The 18127-nt window shown below is 71.4% G+C and carries 15 protein-coding genes and 1 pseudogene; 3 read left to right on the forward strand and 13 right to left on the reverse strand.

The window, feature by feature from the left end; translation table 11 throughout:
- Positions 1 to 184: 184 nt before the first annotated feature.
- The 3 genes from ACFVYS_RS20645 to ACFVYS_RS20655 all read right to left on the reverse strand — a co-directional run bounded on the left by ACFVYS_RS20645 (position 185) and on the right by ACFVYS_RS20655 (position 3469).
- Positions 185 to 1522 (reverse strand): sugar ABC transporter substrate-binding protein, encoded by a 1338-nt coding sequence (locus ACFVYS_RS20645; protein ID WP_327186807.1) that lies wholly within the window; start codon positions 1520 to 1522, stop codon positions 185 to 187.
- Positions 1523 to 1614: 92 nt separating this feature from the next.
- Entirely contained in the window at positions 1615 to 2538 is a 924-nt protein-coding gene (locus tag ACFVYS_RS20650; protein WP_054239010.1) for a carbohydrate ABC transporter permease, read from the reverse strand.
- Between the two features lie 4 nt (positions 2539 to 2542).
- On the reverse strand, positions 2543 to 3469 hold the full coding sequence (locus tag ACFVYS_RS20655) for a carbohydrate ABC transporter permease (RefSeq protein ID WP_054239011.1): 927 nt from the start codon (positions 3467 to 3469) through the stop codon (positions 2543 to 2545).
- Positions 3470 to 3708: 239 nt separating this feature from the next.
- On the opposite strand from ACFVYS_RS20655, the gene ACFVYS_RS20660 reads away from it, so the two are divergent.
- Complete coding sequence (locus ACFVYS_RS20660) at positions 3709 to 4761, forward strand: LacI family DNA-binding transcriptional regulator (RefSeq protein ID WP_389503930.1); 1053 nt, start codon at positions 3709 to 3711, stop codon at positions 4759 to 4761.
- 322 nt (positions 4762 to 5083) lie between these two features.
- Here ACFVYS_RS20660 and ACFVYS_RS20665 read toward each other — a convergent pair whose 3' ends face one another.
- A complete protein-coding gene (locus ACFVYS_RS20665) occupies positions 5084 to 5737 on the reverse strand; it encodes a lysophospholipid acyltransferase family protein (RefSeq protein ID WP_355702981.1) in 654 nt (217 codons plus the stop codon).
- A gap of 354 nt (positions 5738 to 6091) precedes the next feature.
- Positions 6092 to 7036, reverse strand: a complete 945-nt coding sequence (locus tag ACFVYS_RS20670) for an ankyrin repeat domain-containing protein (protein WP_389503932.1) — start codon at positions 7034 to 7036, stop codon at positions 6092 to 6094.
- Between the two features lie 242 nt (positions 7037 to 7278).
- Between ACFVYS_RS20670 and ACFVYS_RS20675 the strand changes: the two genes are divergently transcribed.
- The gene (locus tag ACFVYS_RS20675; RefSeq protein WP_389503934.1) at positions 7279 to 7749 is read left to right on the forward strand and encodes a hypothetical protein; all 471 of its coding nucleotides are present in this window, start codon (positions 7279 to 7281) and stop codon (positions 7747 to 7749) included.
- Positions 7750 to 7814: 65 nt separating this feature from the next.
- Here ACFVYS_RS20675 and ACFVYS_RS20680 read toward each other — a convergent pair.
- The 6 genes and pseudogenes from ACFVYS_RS20680 to ACFVYS_RS20705 form a co-directional block, all read right to left on the reverse strand.
- Positions 7815 to 7929: pseudogene (locus ACFVYS_RS20680) on the reverse strand (ATPase); the annotation flags it as partial.
- Positions 7930 to 7980: 51 nt separating this feature from the next.
- On the reverse strand, positions 7981 to 8736 hold the full coding sequence (locus ACFVYS_RS20685) for a response regulator (RefSeq protein ID WP_389503936.1): 756 nt from the start codon (positions 8734 to 8736) through the stop codon (positions 7981 to 7983).
- Positions 8733 to 10013 carry a sensor histidine kinase gene (locus tag ACFVYS_RS20690; protein ID WP_389503938.1) on the reverse strand — a complete coding sequence of 427 codons (1281 nt, stop codon included), beginning with the start codon at positions 10011 to 10013 and terminating at the stop codon, positions 8733 to 8735. Before ACFVYS_RS20690 ends, ACFVYS_RS20685 begins: the two co-directional genes overlap by 4 nt.
- A 133-nt stretch (positions 10014 to 10146) precedes the next feature.
- Positions 10147 to 10323 carry a twin-arginine translocase TatA/TatE family subunit gene (locus ACFVYS_RS20695; protein ID WP_389503940.1) on the reverse strand — a complete coding sequence of 59 codons (177 nt, stop codon included), beginning with the start codon at positions 10321 to 10323 and terminating at the stop codon, positions 10147 to 10149.
- A gap of 16 nt (positions 10324 to 10339) precedes the next feature.
- On the reverse strand, positions 10340 to 10915 hold the full coding sequence (locus tag ACFVYS_RS20700) for a TerD family protein (RefSeq protein ID WP_389503942.1): 576 nt from the start codon (positions 10913 to 10915) through the stop codon (positions 10340 to 10342).
- Positions 10916 to 11293: 378 nt separating this feature from the next.
- Positions 11294 to 11953, reverse strand: a complete 660-nt coding sequence (locus tag ACFVYS_RS20705) for a hypothetical protein (RefSeq protein ID WP_389503944.1) — start codon at positions 11951 to 11953, stop codon at positions 11294 to 11296.
- 365 nt (positions 11954 to 12318) lie between these two features.
- On the opposite strand from ACFVYS_RS20705, the gene ACFVYS_RS20710 reads away from it, so the two are divergent.
- A complete protein-coding gene (locus ACFVYS_RS20710; RefSeq protein ID WP_389503946.1) occupies positions 12319 to 13299 on the forward strand; it encodes a threonine/serine dehydratase in 981 nt (326 codons plus the stop codon).
- An 87-nt stretch (positions 13300 to 13386) separates the two neighbouring features.
- Here the strand turns inward: ACFVYS_RS20710 and ACFVYS_RS20715 are convergent, their stop codons facing one another.
- Together ACFVYS_RS20715 and ACFVYS_RS20720 are read right to left on the reverse strand one after the other, a co-directional pair.
- A complete protein-coding gene (locus ACFVYS_RS20715) occupies positions 13387 to 16332 on the reverse strand; it encodes a poly(A) polymerase (RefSeq protein WP_389503948.1) in 2946 nt (981 codons plus the stop codon).
- Entirely contained in the window at positions 16332 to 18053 is a 1722-nt protein-coding gene (locus tag ACFVYS_RS20720; RefSeq protein WP_389503950.1) for an RNA ligase family protein, read from the reverse strand. Before ACFVYS_RS20720 ends, ACFVYS_RS20715 begins: the two co-directional genes overlap by 1 nt.
- Between the last annotated feature and the right edge of the window lie 74 nt (positions 18054 to 18127).

Raw genomic sequence — 18127 nt, forward strand, 5'->3', positions numbered from 1 at the left:
CCGCGGCGCGGGGCCACGGCCCGCCCCGCGGAGCTTGCGGGACTGGCGGGTGGATATCTTGGCGGTCCTGCCGAATGTGGTGCAGGGGGGGGGCGCGGCCCGGGTGCCGCGCCGCCCGGCGTTTTGTGCTTCTCGACTGCTTGCCGAGTGCGTGTCGAATGTCCGTCGACTGCTTGCCGACCGACTACTTCTCGACGGTGAAGCCCTGCTCCTCGCCGTACTTGATCGAGGCGTCCTGCCAGGCCTTCAGACCGTCCGCCAGCTTGGTGCCGGAGACGTAGGCCTTGCCGACGGTGTCGTTGAAGATCGAGTTCGCGTACGGCTGGAACGGGAGGTACGACCAGTCGCTCGCCACGTTCGCCGCGGAGTCGGCGAAGATCTTGTTCGCTTCCTGGCCGCCGAAGTAGTCGAACTTCTTGCTCTGGAACGCGGCCGACTCCAGCTCCGCCTTGGTGGCGGGGAAGGCACCCTCGCTCACCCGGGTGGCGACACCGTCACCGGCGTTGGCGTACTCGGTGAAGGCGTAGGCGAGTTCCTTGTTCTTGGCCAGCGCCGGAACCGCCAGCGAGCTGCCGCCGTTCTCCGCGCTCGCCTTGTCACCCGCGGTCCAGGCCGGCATCGCCGCCGCGCGCCACTGGCCCTTGGCGTTCGGGACGCCGGTGACGAAGTTGGCGGGCATCCAGGCGCCGGTGGGCAGGGTGGCGATGGTGCCGTCGCCCAGGCCCTTGTACCAGTCGTCGGTCCAGCCGTTGACCGGGGCGAGCAGCTTCTCGCTGATCAGCTGCTGCCAGACCGCCTCGTACTTCTTGGCGCCCGCGTCGTCGAAGTTGACGCCCAGCTTGGTGCCGTCGACCTTGTAGGGGCGCGAACCGGCCTGCCACAGCAGGGAGGTGGTGAGGCCCGCGTCACCGAGGTCGCTGGTGATGTAGGCCTTCGGGTCGGCCTTGTGCAGCTTGCGGGCCGCGTCCAGGTACTCGTCCCAGGTGGTGGGGACGGCGATCTTGTACTTGTCGAAGACCGTCTTGTTGTAGAACAGCGCCATCGGGCCCGAGTCCATCGGCAGGCCGTAGACCTTGTCGCCGTCGCTGACCGCGTTCCACGGACCCGGCGTGTACTTCGAGGCGAGCTTGTCGGCGCCGAAGGGGGCCAGGTCGGTCAGGCCCTTGGTCAGGGAGTACTGGCCGAGCGCGAAGTACTCGACCTGGGCGACGTCCGGGACGCCCTTGCCGGCCGAGATCGCGTTGGACAGCGCGGTGTAGTGCTTGTCGCCGGAGCGTTCGCCGACCAGGTTGATCTTGACCTTCGGGTACTTCTTCTGGAAGTCGGCGGCCACGGTCTTCAGGGTGGGCTCCCAGGCCCAGACCGTGATGTTGCCGCCCTTGTCCAGGGCAGCCTGGATGTCGCCGGCGGAGACGGCCTTCGTGTCGGAGTCGTCGTCCGAGCCGCCGCAGGCGGTGACGCCCAGGGCGAGGGTGGAGACGAGGGCGATGCCGCGCAGGATGCGGCTCGTTGTTCTGCGCATGGGGCTGCTTCCACTTCTTCGTGGGTGGGACAGGTGAGGGTGGGGGTGGTGCTGGTGGTGCTCAAATGTGGGGCTTGGGGGCGCGGCCCACGTCACTCCTTGACACTTCCGGCGGCGAGGCCGGACTGCCAGTACTTCTGGAGGAACAGGAAGGCGGCGATCAGCGGGAGGATCGTGAGCAGGGACCCCGTGATCACCAGGTTGAAGATCACGTCGCCACCGATGGTCTGTGCCTGGGAGCTCCAGGCGCTCAGACCCAGCGTCAGCGGGTACCAGTCCGGGTCCTTCAGCATGATCAGCGGGAGGAAGTAGTTGTTCCAGGTGGCGACGGTGGTGAACAGCAGCACGGTCACGATCCCGGGGGCCAGCAGCGGCAGCGCGACCTGGAAGAAGGTCCGCAGCTCGCCCGCCCCGTCCATCCGGGCCGCCTCCAGCAGCTCGGTCGGGATCGCCTCCGCTGCGAACACCCACATCAGATACAGACCGAACGGCGACACGAGCGACGGGATGATCACCGCCCACGGGGTGTCGGTCAGCCCCATCTTGCTGAACATCAGGAAGGTCGGCACGGCCAGCGCCGTAGCCGGCACGGCGACCGCACCGATCACCACGGCGAAGATCGCACGCTTGCCGGGGAACTGGAACTTCGCCAGCGCGTACCCGCCCAGCACGGCCAGCAGTGTCGCGCCGCCCGCACCGAGCACCACGTACAGCAGGGTGTTCAGCAGCCAGCGCCCGAAGATGCCGTCGTGGTAGGTGAAGGTGGTCCGGATGTTGTCCCACAGGGCGAAGTCGTCGGCGAACCACAGGCCGTTGGAGTCGGCCAGGCCCGACTGGGTCTTCGTGGCGTTGATGACCAGCCAGATCAGCGGCACCACGGTGTAGAGGGCCATCAGGGCCATCAGCACCGTCAGCAGCACATTGCGCTTCGGCTTGCCCGGGGTGTGCTTCTTACGGGGGGTTCGTAGCCTCGGGGCGGTGTTCTTCGCGGGGGAGGCGGTGACAGCGGTACTCATCGGGTCACGCTCCCTTGCGCATGCCGCGCAGCTGGACGGCGTAGGCGACGATCATCGTGATGACGCCCATGATGATGGCCACCGTCGCGGAGTAGTTGTGCTGCTGGCCGTTGAAGGACAGCGAGTACGTGTAGAAGTTCGGCGTGTAGTCCGTGGTGATGGAGTTCAGCGCCAGCGGACGCAGGATGCTCGGCTCGTTGAAGAGCTGGAAGCTGCCGATGATCGAGAAGATCGTCGCGATGACGAGCGCGCCCCGGATCGCGGGCAGCTTGATCGAGCTGATGATCCGCCACTGGCCGGCGCCGTCGATCTCCGCCGCCTCGTACAGCGAGGTCGGGATGACCCGCAGCGCCGAGTAGAAGATCAGCATGTTGTACCCGACGAACTCCCAGGTCACGATGTTGCCGATGGAGGCGAGCACCCAGCCGGGGGAGAGCAGGTCGGGCAGGGTGACACCGAACGCCGAGTTGATGTCGCCCACCAGGCCGTACTTGGTGCCGTACATGAAGCCCCACATCAGGGTGGCGACCACGGCGGGCACGGCGTAGGGCAGGAAGATCGTGATCCGGAAGAAGCTCTTGCCGTAGAGCCGGCCACTGTCCAGGGCCAGCGCCACCAGCAGGCCGATGCCCAGCATGATCGGCACCTGGACGACCAGGAAGAGGGCCACCCGGCCGACCGCCGACCAGAACGCGTCGTCCTGGAAGGCCCGCGTGTAGTTGTCCAGGCCGACGAACTGGTTGCCGCCGATCAGCTGGTCCCGGAAGAGGCTCAGATAGATCGAGTACGCGATCGGAGCCAGGAAGACCAGGGCGAAAACGGCCACGAAGGGACCGATGAAACCCCACCCCGTCCAGGAGCGGCGGTCCCCTTTCGCCGGAGGAGGTGCCGGCCGCGGCTCGGCGGCCACCGGCGGTTGCAGCGTCGTCATGTCGTTCCTCGCTCGTCCAGTCCTGGAACCGGGGCGGTGTTGCGCGGAGATTTCCGAACGCCCCACCGCCACCATGATGTTTACGTAAACATCAGCCACGCAAGAGGCTCGGCAAGCTGTTATGTTTACGTAAACATCTGATGGCGGCATGTCTACACTGCCCCGATAACGATGGTCAAGGGTCCTCCGGGGAGACCGTGGCACCTGCGCCGACAGAGAGGTGGGCACACCGAGTGGACATGGCTGAAAGAACACCGGCCCCGGGGCCGGGACGCGCCAGGGCCACCGCCTCCATGGCGGACGTCGCCCGGCTCGCCGGGGTGTCCTCGCAGACCGTCTCCCGGGTCTCCAACGGTTACGCGGGTGTGAACGAGGAGACCCGGCAGCAGGTCCTCGAGGCCATGAAGGAGCTCGGCTACCGCCCCAACAGCGCCGCCCGCGCCCTCAAGCGTGGTGAGTTCCGCACGATCGGCGTCATCACCTTCACGCTGTCCACGACCGGCAACGTGCGCACCCTGGAGGCGATCGCGACCTCGGCGGCCGCCGAGGGCTACGCGGTGACACTGCTCCCGGTGGCCGTCCCCACCAGCGACGAGGTACGCGGCGCGTTCTCCCGGCTGGAGGAGCTGGCCGTCGACGCGGTGATCGTCATCATGGAGGTCCACCTGCTGGACGCGGCCACCGTGAAACTCCCGCCGCACGTCCAGGTCGTGGTCGTGGACTCCGACGCCGGCGACCACTACACCGTCGTCGACACCGACCAGGCCGGCGGCACCATGACCGCCGTCCAGCATCTCCTGGACCTGGGCCATCGGACCGTCTGGCACCTCGGCGGCCCCGACGGCTCGTTCGCCGCCCAGCGACGCGCGGACGCCTGGCGGGCCGCCCTCACCGAGGCGGGCCGCACCGCGCCGCCCCTGGTCAGGGGCGACTGGTCGGCCGAGTCCGGTTACCTGGCCGGCCTCGAGCTGGCCGCCCGAGAGGACTGCACCGCCGTCTTCGCGGCCAACGACCAGATGGCCCTGGGCCTGCTGCGCGCCCTGCACGAAGGCGGGCGCCGGGTGCCCGAGGACGTCAGCGTCATCGGTTTCGACGACATCCCCGAGGCCGGCTCCTTCCTGCCCCCGCTCACCACCCTGCACCAGGACTTCGCCGAGGTCGGCCGGCTCTGCGTCCAGGCCGTGCTGCGCAAGATGCGTCCGGACGGTTCGGAACACGGAACGACGCTCGTACCGACGCGGCTGGTGCTGCGGCAGAGCACGGCGCCACCGCCGCCGCCCGTGGAGCGGTGACAGCCGCATCTGACTCAGGTGGCGTGGGGCGGCTGCTGTGGGGGCCGCCTGCGGCAGCTGCCGTGGGGCGGCTGCCGCGGGGGTCCGGCTGCGGGGGTCCGGCTGCGGGGTTCCGGCTGCGGCCGCTTCGGGTGACTTGGCGGCTGTTTCGCGTGCCGGCGGTAGCTGCCTCGGGTGCCTTGGCTGCTGTTCGGATCCCGGCGGTGGCTGCCTCGGGTGGCCGGTGGCGGCTGCTCCTGGGTGCCTTGGTGGTGGCTGCGGAAGGGGTCCGCGGTGACTGCCGAACGGGGTCTGCGGTGGCTGCCTTGTGGATCCGCGCTGGCTACCTCGGGTGTTCGCCCACGGCGCGGGCCGCCGTTCGCCAGGCCGCGGTGACGGCGAGTCGGGCGGCCGCCGTACCGCGCTCCGTCTCCGCGGGCAGCCGCAGCGGTGCCCCGAGGTGGACATGGCAGTGCGGACGCCGGACGGGCGCCGTCAACGTGCCCGCCAGCTGCTTCGCGGCCGACCCCGAGGCGATCCGCCGGGCGCCCGCGTGGCCCACCGGTACCACCAGCGCGCCGGTCGCCTGCGCCAGGCGTGCGAGGCCGGTACGGAACGGCTCGGGTGCGGTGGCCGCCGCGTCCCTGCGGCGCGGCAGTCGGCCCTCGCCGTACAGGAGCACGTGCCGGCCGCCGGCCAGTGCCTCGGCGGCGGCGTCGAGAGCCAGCGCCGCGTGCGCCGTACGACGGTGGACCGGGATGTGACCGTCACGACTCAGCGCCCTGCCGAGCAGCGGTATGCGCCACAGTCCCGCGGTCGCCATCACCACCGGCTCGAGCTCGAGCCGCCGCAGCGCGGTCATGACCACGGCGGGGTCGGCCATGGAGTCGTGGTTGGCCACGAAGAGGGTCCCCGCGGGCAGGCGCAGCTTGATCTCACTGGTGACGGTGAGCCGCCCGAAGAACGGTGTCAGGGCGATGACGGCACGGCTGAACACGAGGGAACCTCCGGTAAGGGCGATCGGAGCCTCAGTGTCGTGCCGCGGGGGAGGAGAGCGCCTGAGTACGGATACTCAACGAGCACGCCGAAACCCCGCTGCCGCCGAAACCCGCGCGCATCGAAACCTGCTTGCATCGAAATGCGCTCGCACCTGAACCCTGTTGCGCCGAAGTGCGGTGATGTCGAACCCGGATGCCTCGGCATGCCTCGACCGCCTTGAGAACACGCGGAAAAGGTCGGCGGCGGCGTGCACGTCGGTGAAGTCCTCGACCGAGCGGAGGTTGATCACGTCGGAACCGCGTCACGCTCAGCCGCATGTCGGTTGGATCGCCGTTCGTCGACGGCAGCGCCCCTAGTCGTGAGGCGGCAGTTCGACCCATACATCCGGAGGTCCGACCACGGCACGCCTGTCGGCCAGGCGTAGTCCCGTGAAGGCGCAGGCGTAGGCCACGGCGTTGTGGTGGTAGAGGTATGCGGCCAGCACCTCCTCGGAGGTGTCGTTCTCGTCCGGTCCTCCGCCCGGGTGCAGGTCCCAGCCCTCGACAGATCCATGACGGGCGATGCTGCCTTGGTTGCCGCTCTTGGGGTTGGCGTACAGGCCGTAGCAGAGCGTGTCGGCAGCCAACCGGGTCAGCACCTCCGGCATTTGCGGCGCGTATCCCCAGGGCTGTGTCACGACGCAGCCGCCCGGTACGGATGTCACGCCGATGATCTGCAAGCTCTCGTCCATGTCGTACTCGTACGGATCTTCCAGCAGCTCGTCGATGACTTCGTCCTCCACCGGCGTCGCCTCCAGACGGTGCACCGCCTCGGCCGCGCCGATGCCGGCCACGCAGGCCAGCCCCGTACCGTCGTAGTCGAATGTGCCCAATGCCGTGGTGAGCCGATGGGCCTCTACCGCTGCCGCACGCTCCGTGTCGGTCAGACGTATCCCCTCCGGTACGGCGAACAGGCCCGGCGTCGGTCCGGCCAGGCTCAGCCGCCCCGGAGACCAGCCGCCGATCGACAGCCGCCAGGGATCAGCCCCGGCCGCGGCGAGGGCTCGTGCGTTTTCCGGTTTCCTGGACACGACGGCTTCCCACAAGGCCGTCACCCCGTTCTCCACGTCGTCCACATCCGCAACTCGACCAGCCAGCTCGGCGACGACCTCCGAGGCCCCGAACGCCGCCGCGTGATGCAGCGGCCGGCCTCCGCTCCACTGCTCTGGATCAGCGCCTTCGCCGAGACGCCGGCGAACGTCGTTCACATCCGTCCAGTCCCAGCCCATGCCGGCCCAGCCATCACTCACCGCTGCCACCGATCCCCCTCCACCACGTCTCTTGCATGTCTCTTGCATGTCTCCTGCTTTTTCACACGACACGCTCGCACACGGGTCTGACACCGGCGACCGACCTGCGCGATCAGACTTCGATGACACGAACGGGCGGGACACGCCCGCTCGGGACGGCGGGCCTTCGCACCCTTGGACGTCATCTCACTTCGGTGAGTCTGTGCGACGATTCGCCGGCCGGTAGGAAGCAGTGAGGGGGGCGAAGGCCGATGCAGTACGTCGATCTCGATGCGCAGGTCGGCGACCTGTCAGGGGTCTTGGACCCGGCTCGTTACCTGAGTCACCTGCCGTCGATCTCCGGTGATCTGCCGCCGGGCGCCCGGGCTTTCGCCAATGACTCGGACCACTACGACTTCCGCAGCAGGCGTTGCGTGAAGGATTTGACGCTTCGGGCGGTCCGGGGTGCCGGCGATGAGGAGATGGTGGTCGAGTTCCGGCACAACTGCTGGAAGCATGACCGCGACCTGGTCGTACGCTACGCAGGGGTGTCCGGTTTCCTCGTCGATCCCGCCGACGAGGACCGAGAAGAAACGGACCTCGGGGCCGTGATTCTCGACGAGATCCTGCCGCACCGAGACGGCTGCAGCCACGAGATCGCCTGCTGGGACGGCACACTCACCCTTGTCTGCCGTGACCTGCAGGCGACCTGGACCGAGCCCAGCTGCTCAAGCAGGTCGTAGGCGCGACAGTGGGTGGGAATTGTTGAGCGGCTGGTGCCGGAGGTGTTCCTGCCGCTTCCGGCGGACATCCTCGTCGGCGCGGTGAACTTCGACAGGAGGATCTCCCAGTAGGCGGCCCCCTCGACCCTGCCCGTGAGTCCCGGGCAGCTCGGACTTCGCCGTTCCGGGCGGTCCGAGCACCACCAACTCCCCTCCTGCGAAGCACTGTTGGGCGTTGGCCGTCGAGGTACTTCACTGTTCTGCGGGGCTGACCAGCCCCGTCCGGTAGGCGACGATCACCGCCTGGACGCGGTCGCGCAGTCGGAGCTTCGCCAGGATGCGGGAGACGTGTGTCTTGACGGTGGTCTCGGACAGGTGGAGCCGGGCGGCGAGTTCCGTGTTGCTCAGACCCTGGGCGAGCAGACATAGGACTTCGAGTTCGCGCGGGGTGAGCGCGGTCAGGTCGGGATGGCGGTCGCCGGCCCCGGCGGCCGGGGCCGGGCGGCCGTCCATCCGGTGTCCGCCGCCGGTGCCGGGTCCGGTACCGGGCTCGCCGTGGGCACGGTGTCCGTGTGCGCCTCCGCCGTGGCGTTCCACCAGGCGGCGGGTGATGGCCGGGGAGAGGAGGGCGTCTCCGGTCCGGATCAATCGGACGGCGGCGACCAGGTGTTCGGGTGTGACGTCCTTGAGCAGGAAGCCGGCGGCGCCTGCCGCGAGAGCGTCGTAGACCACCTGGTCGAGGTCGAACGTCGTCAGGATGATCACGCGTGGTTCGCCGGGGGTGCCGGTGAGGATACGGCGGGTGGCTTCGAGACCGTCGAGCCTCGGCATGCGGATGTCCATCAGGACCACGTCGGGGCGGGTACGCCGGACCGCTTTGACGGCCTCCTCGCCGTCACCCGCCTCGGCGACCACGTCGATGCCATGGGCCGTGAGGATCATGCGGAAGCCGGTGCGGACGAGGATCTGGTCGTCCGCGACCACCACACGCGGCGGGCCGTCGGTCACGTCGTCTCCCGGGGCAGCAGCGGAATCAGGACCGCGACACGGTAACCGCCGTCAGGGGCCGGGCCGTTGCGCAGGGTGGCGCCGTAGACGGCGAGGCGCTCGCGCAGGCCCAGCAGGCCGTGTCCGGTGCCGGTGCCCGAGGGTGTGCCAGGAGCGCCGCCGGTGTCGGTGACCTCGACACCGAGGTCCGCCTCCCCGTAGGCGATGGTCACGGCCGCCCGGGCCCCGGCCGCGTGCTTCATGGTGTTGGTCAGCGCCTCCTGCACCACCCGGTAGGCGGCGAGATCGATCCCGGCCGGCACGGGGAGCCGCGCGCCGGTCACGGTCAACTCGACGGACAGGCCGGAGGCGCGCACCCTGCCGACGAGGTCCTCCACCTGGTCGAGGCCCGGCGGCGGTGCCGTGTTCGCGGAGACCGCCGCGATGTCGTCACCGTCGTCATCGGAGTTCATCAGGAGCAGGCCCATGGCATGCCGCAGCTCCGTCATGGCGGCGCGTCCCCCCGCCTCGATGGCGAGGAGCGCCTCGCGCGACCGCGCGGGCGCGGCGTCCAGGACCGTGCGGGCGGCGCCGGCCTGGATGACCATCACGCTGACGTGGTGGGTGACCACGTCGTGGAGTTCGCGGGCGATGCGGGCCCGTTCGTGCTCGGCCGCGCGGCGCAGCTCCGCGGCCCGCTCGCGTTCCAGCGCGGCCATCCGCGTCTGCCGTTCGTCGGCACGGGCCCGCCAGGTACGTATGCCGTACGCGGCCATGGCGAGCGGGAGGAGGACGAGCGGCGGGACGTACCGGTCCGGGACGGCCGGCACCCCGGCGTCGCCGATCGAGGCGAGCACGAGCAGTGCCAGGGGCAGACCGACCACGAGGGCCGCACGGTACGGGCTGTAGGCGATGGCGCTGTAGGTGGCGACGACGAAGGAGTAGAAGACGATGCGGGCCTCGCCGTCCGGCGCGTAGATCCCCGCGCCCAGCACGACCCCCAGCACGGTCAGGGGATATCGCCTGCGCACCGCCAGGGGCAGCGTGACCAGGAGCGCGGGGAGGACGGCGCCGGGCCAGGTGTCCGCTCCGGTCCGCGCCCGCTCCACCCCGTCGACGAGCAGGTAGCTTCGGCCGACCCCGGCATCGACGGCGTAGAGGGTTCCGGCGACGGCGAGGACCAGAGCGAGCAGCGCGTCGAAGAGGAGGTTGCGTCGGGTCGGCCGGGGCGGCGGCGCGACCGGACGCACCAGCGCGGTCCCGGCTTCGCGTATCCGGTCGGCCGCCTCGGCGTTCATCACCGGTTCATTCTCACCGAGCCCCGTCCGAGGGACGTCCTCCCGGGCGTCGCTCTTCCGGTCCCTCGTACTTCTGGCGCCTACATCTCAGGGAGGACACCGGCCCGAGGTCGTGCCCGACGGCTTCAACGGATCACCCGGGGTGCCGACGCTCCCCGTCGGGCGACTGCTCCTCCTTCGCCGCCCGCGCCTCCGCCTTCAGGATGCGCGCCGACTTTCCGGCCGAACGGGCCAGTTCGGGCAGCTTCCTGGCGGCGAGGACGGCAATGACGACGACGAGGAGGACGGCGAATTCGCTCAGTCCGAACATGAGGAAGCCGCCCCGGTCAGACGTTGACGCCGAAGTCGGTGGCGATCCCGGCCAACCCGGAGGCGTAACCCTGGCCCACGGCACGGAACTTCCACTCCGCGCCGTTGCGGTACAGCTCGCCGAAGACCATCGCGGTCTCGGTGGAGGCGTCCTCGCTCAGGTCGTACCGCGCGATCTCCTGGCCGCCCGCCTGGTTGACGACACGGATGAACGCGTTGCGGACCTGACCGAAGCTCTGGCCACGGTTCTCGGCGTCGTGGATGGAGACCGGGAAGACGATCTTGTCGATCTCGGCGGGGACGGCGGCGAGGTTCACCTTGACCGACTCGTCGTCGCCCTCGCCCTCACCGGTGAGGTTGTCGCCGGTGTGCTCGACCGAACCGTCCGGGCTCTTCAGGTTGTTGTAGAAGACGAAGTGCTGGTCGGACAGGACCTTGCCGGACGCGTCCAGGAGCAGGGCGGAGGCGTCGAGGTCGTAGTCGGTGCCCGTGGTCGTCCGCACGTCCCAGCCCAGGCCGACCAGGACCGCGGTCAGGCCCGGCGCCGCCTTGCTCAGGGATACGTTGCCACCCTTGGACAGGGAAACTCCCACTGTCTTCCTCCTGGTTGAGACGGGTCGAGACCGGTCGAGACCGGTCTGGATGTCATGCGCGGTTACGTCCGAATCGAATCTACAGCACTGTAGAAATGATGGGGAGGCGGCGCTTGACCGGAAGTATGACTCGTATCATCGCCGACATCTCGGTCTCCTCGCCATGCTGTCTCCTCGGTGCGGTACGGCCGCGGACGCCGCAGCCGCCCCTGAGACGGAGGCCGTTCCCGACATCCTCTGCCGCGATCTGTGCCGATCAGGCCTGCGGAGGGGCCGAAGAGTCGGCTCGGGGGTGAGGAGGGCGCGCGCCGAACGGCAGGCCTCAGATGGCTTCCCTCCGCGCCTCCGGGCTGACCCACAGGCACGGAACGGAACATGTCAGGCGTCGGCCGGCGCGGGCTCTTCCTCGGACCGTGCGGTCTCGGCGGACCGGGACGAGTCGGCGGCGGTGTAGAAGACGGACGAGCCCTGCTTGGACCGCTGTGCCTGGGTCTTGGCGACGAGGCCTTCGAGGGTGGTGCGGACCACGGTGGTCTTGATGGCGCGTTGAGGGTGGGCCTGGCCGAGGGCGGTGGCGATCTCCGCCGCCGAGCGGGGTTCGCTCTGCTCGGTGAGGTGGCGGCGGACCAGGTCGACCAGGGTCGGCTGCGCGGTCTGCGCGACTTCGGCCTTGCCCGCGCTCGGGTTGCCGGCCGTCTTCCCGGTCGTCTTCCCGGCCGGCCGGGCGGGCTGGGCCGCGGTCTTCTTGCTCGGCTGGGTCCGCTTGCCCGTGCCGGATCGGGCCGCCTTCTTGCGCGGGGCGGGCACCGGGACGTTGCCGGACGGTGGTGCCGTCGTGTCGGGCACCGGCACCGCGTCGATGGCCTGCTGGATGTTGACGAGCACCGTGTGATCCCGCTGGAGGGATGCCAACTGCTCCTGAAGGGCGGCGATCTCCGCGCCGATACGGTCCTGCTCCTTGGTGTTGCGTTCCAGGTCGGCGGTCACCTGAGCGGTGTACTGCGAGGTGAGTTCGGTGGCGGATGCGTTCTCGGACATGAAGCGCACAACCTTTCCTCGGTGTGAGGCGGCAGTCGACAGACCTGCCGGGCCCGCCCTCCGGGCGGGTTGATGCCTGCCGGGCGAACCACTGCAAAGCCCTGTGCAGAGCACTGATGGAGAGATAGTACGGACAAGCGGAGGAGATGCTTCTCTCCACGTGTCCACCGGGTCGGGTCCACCGGGGCACCGCGGCGATCCGTGTACGCACCCGACGTCGTCGCCCGCATCGCGCCGGAGCCCCTCCGGGCCCGGCCAGGTCGTCGAGCGCCGCGAGGCTCACACTGCGCTGTCGAGCTCAACCGAGGCGCAGGAATGGACAATTGCTCGATGGAGCAGCGCGGACGGCACTACGCTGCCATGTCGTGCAGGAGACGCGCCTCGACACCGCTCGTATCCGGGCGGCTCGCCGGGTGATCGACCCGGTGTTCCTCGACACTCCGCTGTACCGCTGCGAGACGCTGGAGCCCCGGCTCGGGTGCGCCGTGAGCGTCAAGCTCGAAACGGCGAACCCCGTCCGCAGCTTCAAGGCGCGCGGCACCGAGGTCGTCGCGAGCCTGCTCGCCGACCACGGCCCCCGAGCCGTGGTGTGCGCCAGCGCCGGCAACCTCGGCCAAGCGCTCGCCTGGTCCGGCCGCTCCCGGGGGCTCGAGGTCGCCGTCGTGGCGTCCCGCTTCGCTGCCGCGGCCAAGCTTGATCGCATCCGCGCGTTGGAGGCCAGGCTGGAACTGGTGGACGGCGACTTCGAGATGGCCCGCGAGCGGGCGGCGGCTGTCGCACGGCACGAAGGCATCCGGCTGGTCGAGGACAGTCTGGACATCGAGACCTGTGAGGGCGCGGCGACCATCGGCCTGGAACTGGTGGACACGGCGCCGTCGTTCGACACGGTCCTGATCGCTCTCGGCGGCGGGGCGCTGGCCACCGGGGTGGGTCATGTGGTCAAGGCCTTGGCGCCCGCAGTCGAGGTGGTCTGCGTCCAGCCGCTGGGCGCACCGGCCATGACCCACTCGTGGCGCCGACGGAGCGTCGTCACCACCGACTCGACCGACACCATCGCCGACGGTGTCGCCGGCCGACGCCCCATCCCGGCCGTCCTGGACGACCTCCTCCTGGTCGCCGACGACGCCGTCCTGGTCGAGGAGGCGTCGATCATCGCCGGGATGAGGATGCTCCTCGACCACGCCGGCCTCGTCGTCGAACCGTCGGCCGCGCTCGGCATCGCGGCGATCCTCGAAAACCGTGACCGCTTCGCCGGGCGGCACGTGGCCACCATCGTGTGCGGCAGCAACGTCGACGCGGACGCCTATCGCCGCTTGGTCCATATGCCTCTCACCCACAGGCCTTGACGATGCGGCGGCCGGGACTGCCCGCCTTCGGCCTCCCGCGGGGCCTCTTGGATCCGCCGCGCGGCGGGCGAGGCGCGGGGCGCGGCCTTACGTGGACGGGGCAGTGCCCGGCGCGTCGGCGGTCGTCGTGTGCCGGCGCACGGTGGGAATCGCCCCGCCCTCGACCCGTGTCACCTGGACGCCCTGCAGGCCGGTGCCCCACCGGCCGGCGATGCCCGCGAGCCGTTCCGCGTCGAGCGGTGCGTGCCCCAGCCCGATGGCGTAGCGCACGCCCGCGGGGCCCCCGGAGCACGTGGGCCCGGCGGCCAGGGGCTGCGGCCAGGCGTGCGCGTCCCGCACCCCCGCCTCCCGCAACGCCCTGAGCAGCGCGCGCATACGTCCGCGTACGCGCCCGTTGAGCTCGTCGAAGGACTCCTCCCGCAGGCGCGGGACCGTCACGACGGCCCAGGCCGCGTGCCGCCGGTGCAGGGGCGGCGGGCAGAGCAGCTCGGGCCAGGGATCCGTACCGGACTCGGCCGCGGTCTCCACCGTCTCCCAGGCCCTGTAGAGCTCCTGGCTCAGCAAGTCCCGGCCGTGCGGGTCGACCTGTTCGGTGCAGGAGCGCACGGGGTCGCTGGGCGTCAGCACCGTCACGGCCGCGCCGGTCCCGCGACCTGCCGGGCTGAGACCGACGGGCTCCCGCCAGTCCCACGCGGCCCAGGTGCCGAAGAACCGTCGCAGCAGATCGCCGGAGTCCACGAGGTCGGGGGACCGGCGGACCGTGAGAGCCGCAAGCACCGCCCAGGCCACTCCGGGCAGGCCGCCGAACGGTGCCCCGTCCAGGCCGCGCGCCCGCGCCCACGCCTTCACCCCTCGTGCCAGCACCACGAATTGCTGCTTTCGGTCGGCGCCCACGGCCGTCAGGACAGCCTCCGCGTCGGAGACCGAGCTGAGCGCGATCGCCGCCTCTTCCCCCAGTTCGGCCCGCCGGGCCGACGCGTCCACCACCGGCATCGACCCCGTGGCCACGACCACCAGATCCACGTCGAGCCCGCCGCAGCGGAACCGCAGACCCGGCACGCGCGCGCCGACGACCTCGCGCATCCGCTCGACGCCCGGCAGCGCCGCCGTGACCCGCTCCCGTACGGCCGCGAGGTCCACGGCGCCCGGCAGCGCCGCGACGACGTCCACATCGGATCCGGCGAGCGCGCAGCCCATGCGCCGCGACCCCGCGAGACGGACGGCGCCCTCGCCGAGCGCGTCCGTCAGGCGCCGTACGACCTGCTCGGCCGCCGCGTCGTCCGTGGCGGGCCGGACGGCCGCGTCGGCGGCGGGCGCGGCCCAGTCCTCCCACCCGCGGTCGGACCTGCCGAGGGCAGGCTCGGGAAGCCACCGCACCTCGCCGGTGCCGAGGGCGACCGTGGCCCGTGGCCGCATCGGTTCCTCGCCCCGCCGGGACAGCAGGACCAGTTCGCCGACCGGCGCGGTCATCGGGGAGAGACGCGCCGCGCAGTCGACGGCGACGGCCTGCGGGTCGGCGCTCCGGCCGAGGCTCAGGTGCGGGGTGAAGCCGTCGTGGCGTCCACGGCAGCGCGGGAAGCGCCGCACCAGTGCCTGCCACAGCTCCACCCACGGCGTGTCGTCCTCGGCCGCGGGGTCCAGCCACACCGTGGCGCCGTCCCGGTGGCCGAAGGTGTGCAGTCCCTCCAGCCGCGCCGTGAACGGCGCGACCTGCGCGGCCGCCGTGGCCAGCAGCGGGGCCGCCCGCTCGAAGTCCGACTCGGGGACGAACCCGAAGAGCACGTTGACGTGCGGCGGCCAGCGCCGGATCTGCACGTCGTGATCGCGGCGCACGTCCTGGAGCGCCGGCCACAGTTCGCGCGGAGGGACCCACGCCAGTGCCGTACGAGGTGTCGGCGCGACGTCGAGCACGTCGACGGGCGCATCGGCACCGCAGTGCAGGTCGGCGACGACCCCGTAGTGGTCGGAGACGAACAGCCCCGCCGGGGTGGGCGTGTCGCCCAGCAGCGTCGCCCCGGTGACGCGCGGACCGTCGCCGGGGCGGACGAAGACGCGGTCGAGACGGGAGACACGGCCCGAGAGGGACGAGACGGCGGCCAGCGGATTGACGCCGGGATCGAAGGTGGGCGTGTGATCGTGCGGCCCGTGCGCCTCGGTCCAGGCGTCGCGCAGGCCGAGCGTGCGCGCCGGGCCGGGGCCGCCGTCGTTGAAGTCGCCGACCAGGACCAGGCCACCCGCCACACCGGCCAGCCCCTCGGCGAGCCGGGTCAGTTCGGCGCCGCGCCGGGTCGGCCCGTCCTCCGAGTGGTCGCTCGTCAGATGGGTGGCGGCCACGGTCAGCGGCCCGGACACCGTGTCCACGACGACGGCGGTGACGGCCTTGTGGCGGCCCAGGACATGCAGGGCCGCCTCCCTCACGGGCAGCCTGCTGAGCAGGAGGAGACCGCAGTCGTCGACGTCCTTCCCGTAGGGGTCGGCGCCGACGGTGTAGCGGGCCCGTACCCACGCGGCGTCCAGCAGCATGGCCAGCAGCCCCGCCTCGACCTCCTGGAGGGCGATGACGTCCGCGTCGGCGCGCTCGAGCGCCTCCAGCAGCAGCGGACGGCGCAGGGCGGTGTCGATGCGCTCGCTGTCGTAGCGGTCCCACAGCGTGTTCCAGGTCAGCACCCGCACCCGGTCGCGCCCCGCCTCCCCCCGGGCGGACGCCGCGGGCGTCCAACGCCCGGCGGACGCGTCCCACGTGTGCGGCGGGCGTGCCGTGAAGAAGGGCGCCCGCAGCCGCCGTGCCTCGCGCACCCGGCCGGCGCCGGACGCGTCGACGCGGTCCACGCCCGTGGCGCGGTCCCACACGACCTCGCCGTCCGCCTCCACGAACAGCACCCGGTGCCACGGGATCTCGCCGCCCGGCACGAAGGTCGGCAGCGGCACCCGCTTCGGCGCCGCGCCGCGCTGGTGGATGCCGAGCACGAACCGCGCGGGGTCGAAGCGGGCGTCCCAGCGCACGCGGTGATAGATCTCCTCGCTGGTACGCATCAGACGTCCTCCCCGTCCAGTGTGCCGTCGCGGTCCTCCACGGTCCCGTCCGCGCCCACGTACCAGGTGCGGTGCGCCTGACCGGGGTACGGCGGCACGAACCGGCGCAGTTGGCCCGCGAGCACGTCCGCCGGCACCGGATGCGCCCGCGTGGCGTTGCGGCGCAGCAGCTCGTCCTCGTCGGCGAGCACCACGGCGTGCGTGACCAGCGCGTCCCGGCGACGGGCCACGGCGTGCACCAGGGACCGCTGGTGCGGGTTGAGCGACGTGGCGTCCCACACCACCGTGCCACCGGCGCCGAGCGCTCCGTCCAACCGCTCCAGCCCCTCCCGCAGCACCTCGCCGTTGGCCTTCTGGTCCGCCCGCGAGCCGCGCGCCGCCCGCAGTCCGTCCAGTTCCACGCGCGCCGAAACGCCCTTCAGCCGCGCCGCGAAGGCGCTCTTGCCACTGCCCGACGGCCCCACGAGGTGCACCAGCCGCGGAAACTCCCCGCTCCGCCACCGCCACGTCGCCGCGACGGCCTCCTCCACCGTGGAGACCCGCCCCTGTGCGTACAGCTCCCGCGCCTCCGCCCAGCACCGGTCCCCGGCCGCACCGCCGATCGCCTCCTCGGCCAGCGCCCGGCGCAGCCCGGACCGCAACGGCCCGAGAGGTGTCTCGCCGAGCAGCCCGGCCTCCTCGGCGTGCAGAGCCGACCACTGCGCCTGCTCCCGCGCCTGTTCGTCCTCCGCGACCGCCCCCGCCACGGCGTGCAGCACCCCCAGGTCGGCCGCGAACGACATCCGCACGAGTCCGGCCCGGCGCTCCGCGTCCGGGTACGGCCGGTGCACGGCACCGTGCAGTCCCACCAGGTCGGCGACCCGCCTCGCGAGCGGCACGCCCAGCGATCCGGCGGCGCGGCTCATCAGCCACGGCCGCCGCGTGCGGTGCAGCAGCGCGGCGAGCACCCCCGCGAGCCGCGCCTCGCCGCCCCGCCCCAGCGTGTCCAGCCGCGCAGCCACCTCGGCGGCGGCGTCCGCGTCGCCGTCCGCCACGCCCATGTGCCCGGCCAGCGCCTCCGCGTCCGGCGCCGCCCCGGACCGCACGGCCCACAGCGCGGCCGCGGGTCCGAGCCCGTTGGCGACGACCGCCGCGTGCATCCAGTGCGTCCCCGTCGTGACGTGCCCGGGCCGCACCCACTTGGCGACCCGCCCGGCGAAGTCCTCCCGCGCGAAGCCCTCGACGGTGCGTACGACGTACCCCTCCTGCCGCCCGGTCTCCACCCGCAGCCGCCGCAGCGCCCGTTCGTCGAACGTCCCCCGCCACAGCACCGGCGGCGCCGGCACGCCCAGCCCCCGCAGGAACCGCACGGTCTCGTCCCAGCCCAGGCACCGGTCGCGCTCGTCCCACACGGAGAACCCGTAGAAGAAGCTGTCCAGGTCGTCGTACGGGATCGAGTGCCGCGCGTACAGGTTCTCCCCGCACACCCGCCACCCCGCGGGTATACGTCCACCCACTCGCCCCTGCAGGGCCTTGACCCACGCCCGCGACGGATGGTGCGCGGAATCCAGCGAGCGGGCATGCAGCCCGTCCGCGTACAGCGTGGTGTTCTCCCCGTCGAGCTTCTCGGTGACGACGATCTCCCGCCCGACGAACCCGCCCAGACCACCGGCCCGCACATCGTCCGCGGAGAAGCCCGGTGACCAGGGCACATGTGGGGTTCGGGGGTAGGGGGCGCGCATGGCCGCCACTATAGGAGCGCGGAAACGACCTGCTCCAGCGGAATATCGACCGGCGGCGCCTGCCCACAGGGTGG

This window comes from Streptomyces sp. NPDC058295 (genome assembly GCF_042880655.1).
In the GTDB taxonomy this organism is placed as follows: domain Bacteria; phylum Actinomycetota; class Actinomycetes; order Streptomycetales; family Streptomycetaceae; genus Streptomyces; species Streptomyces coriariae.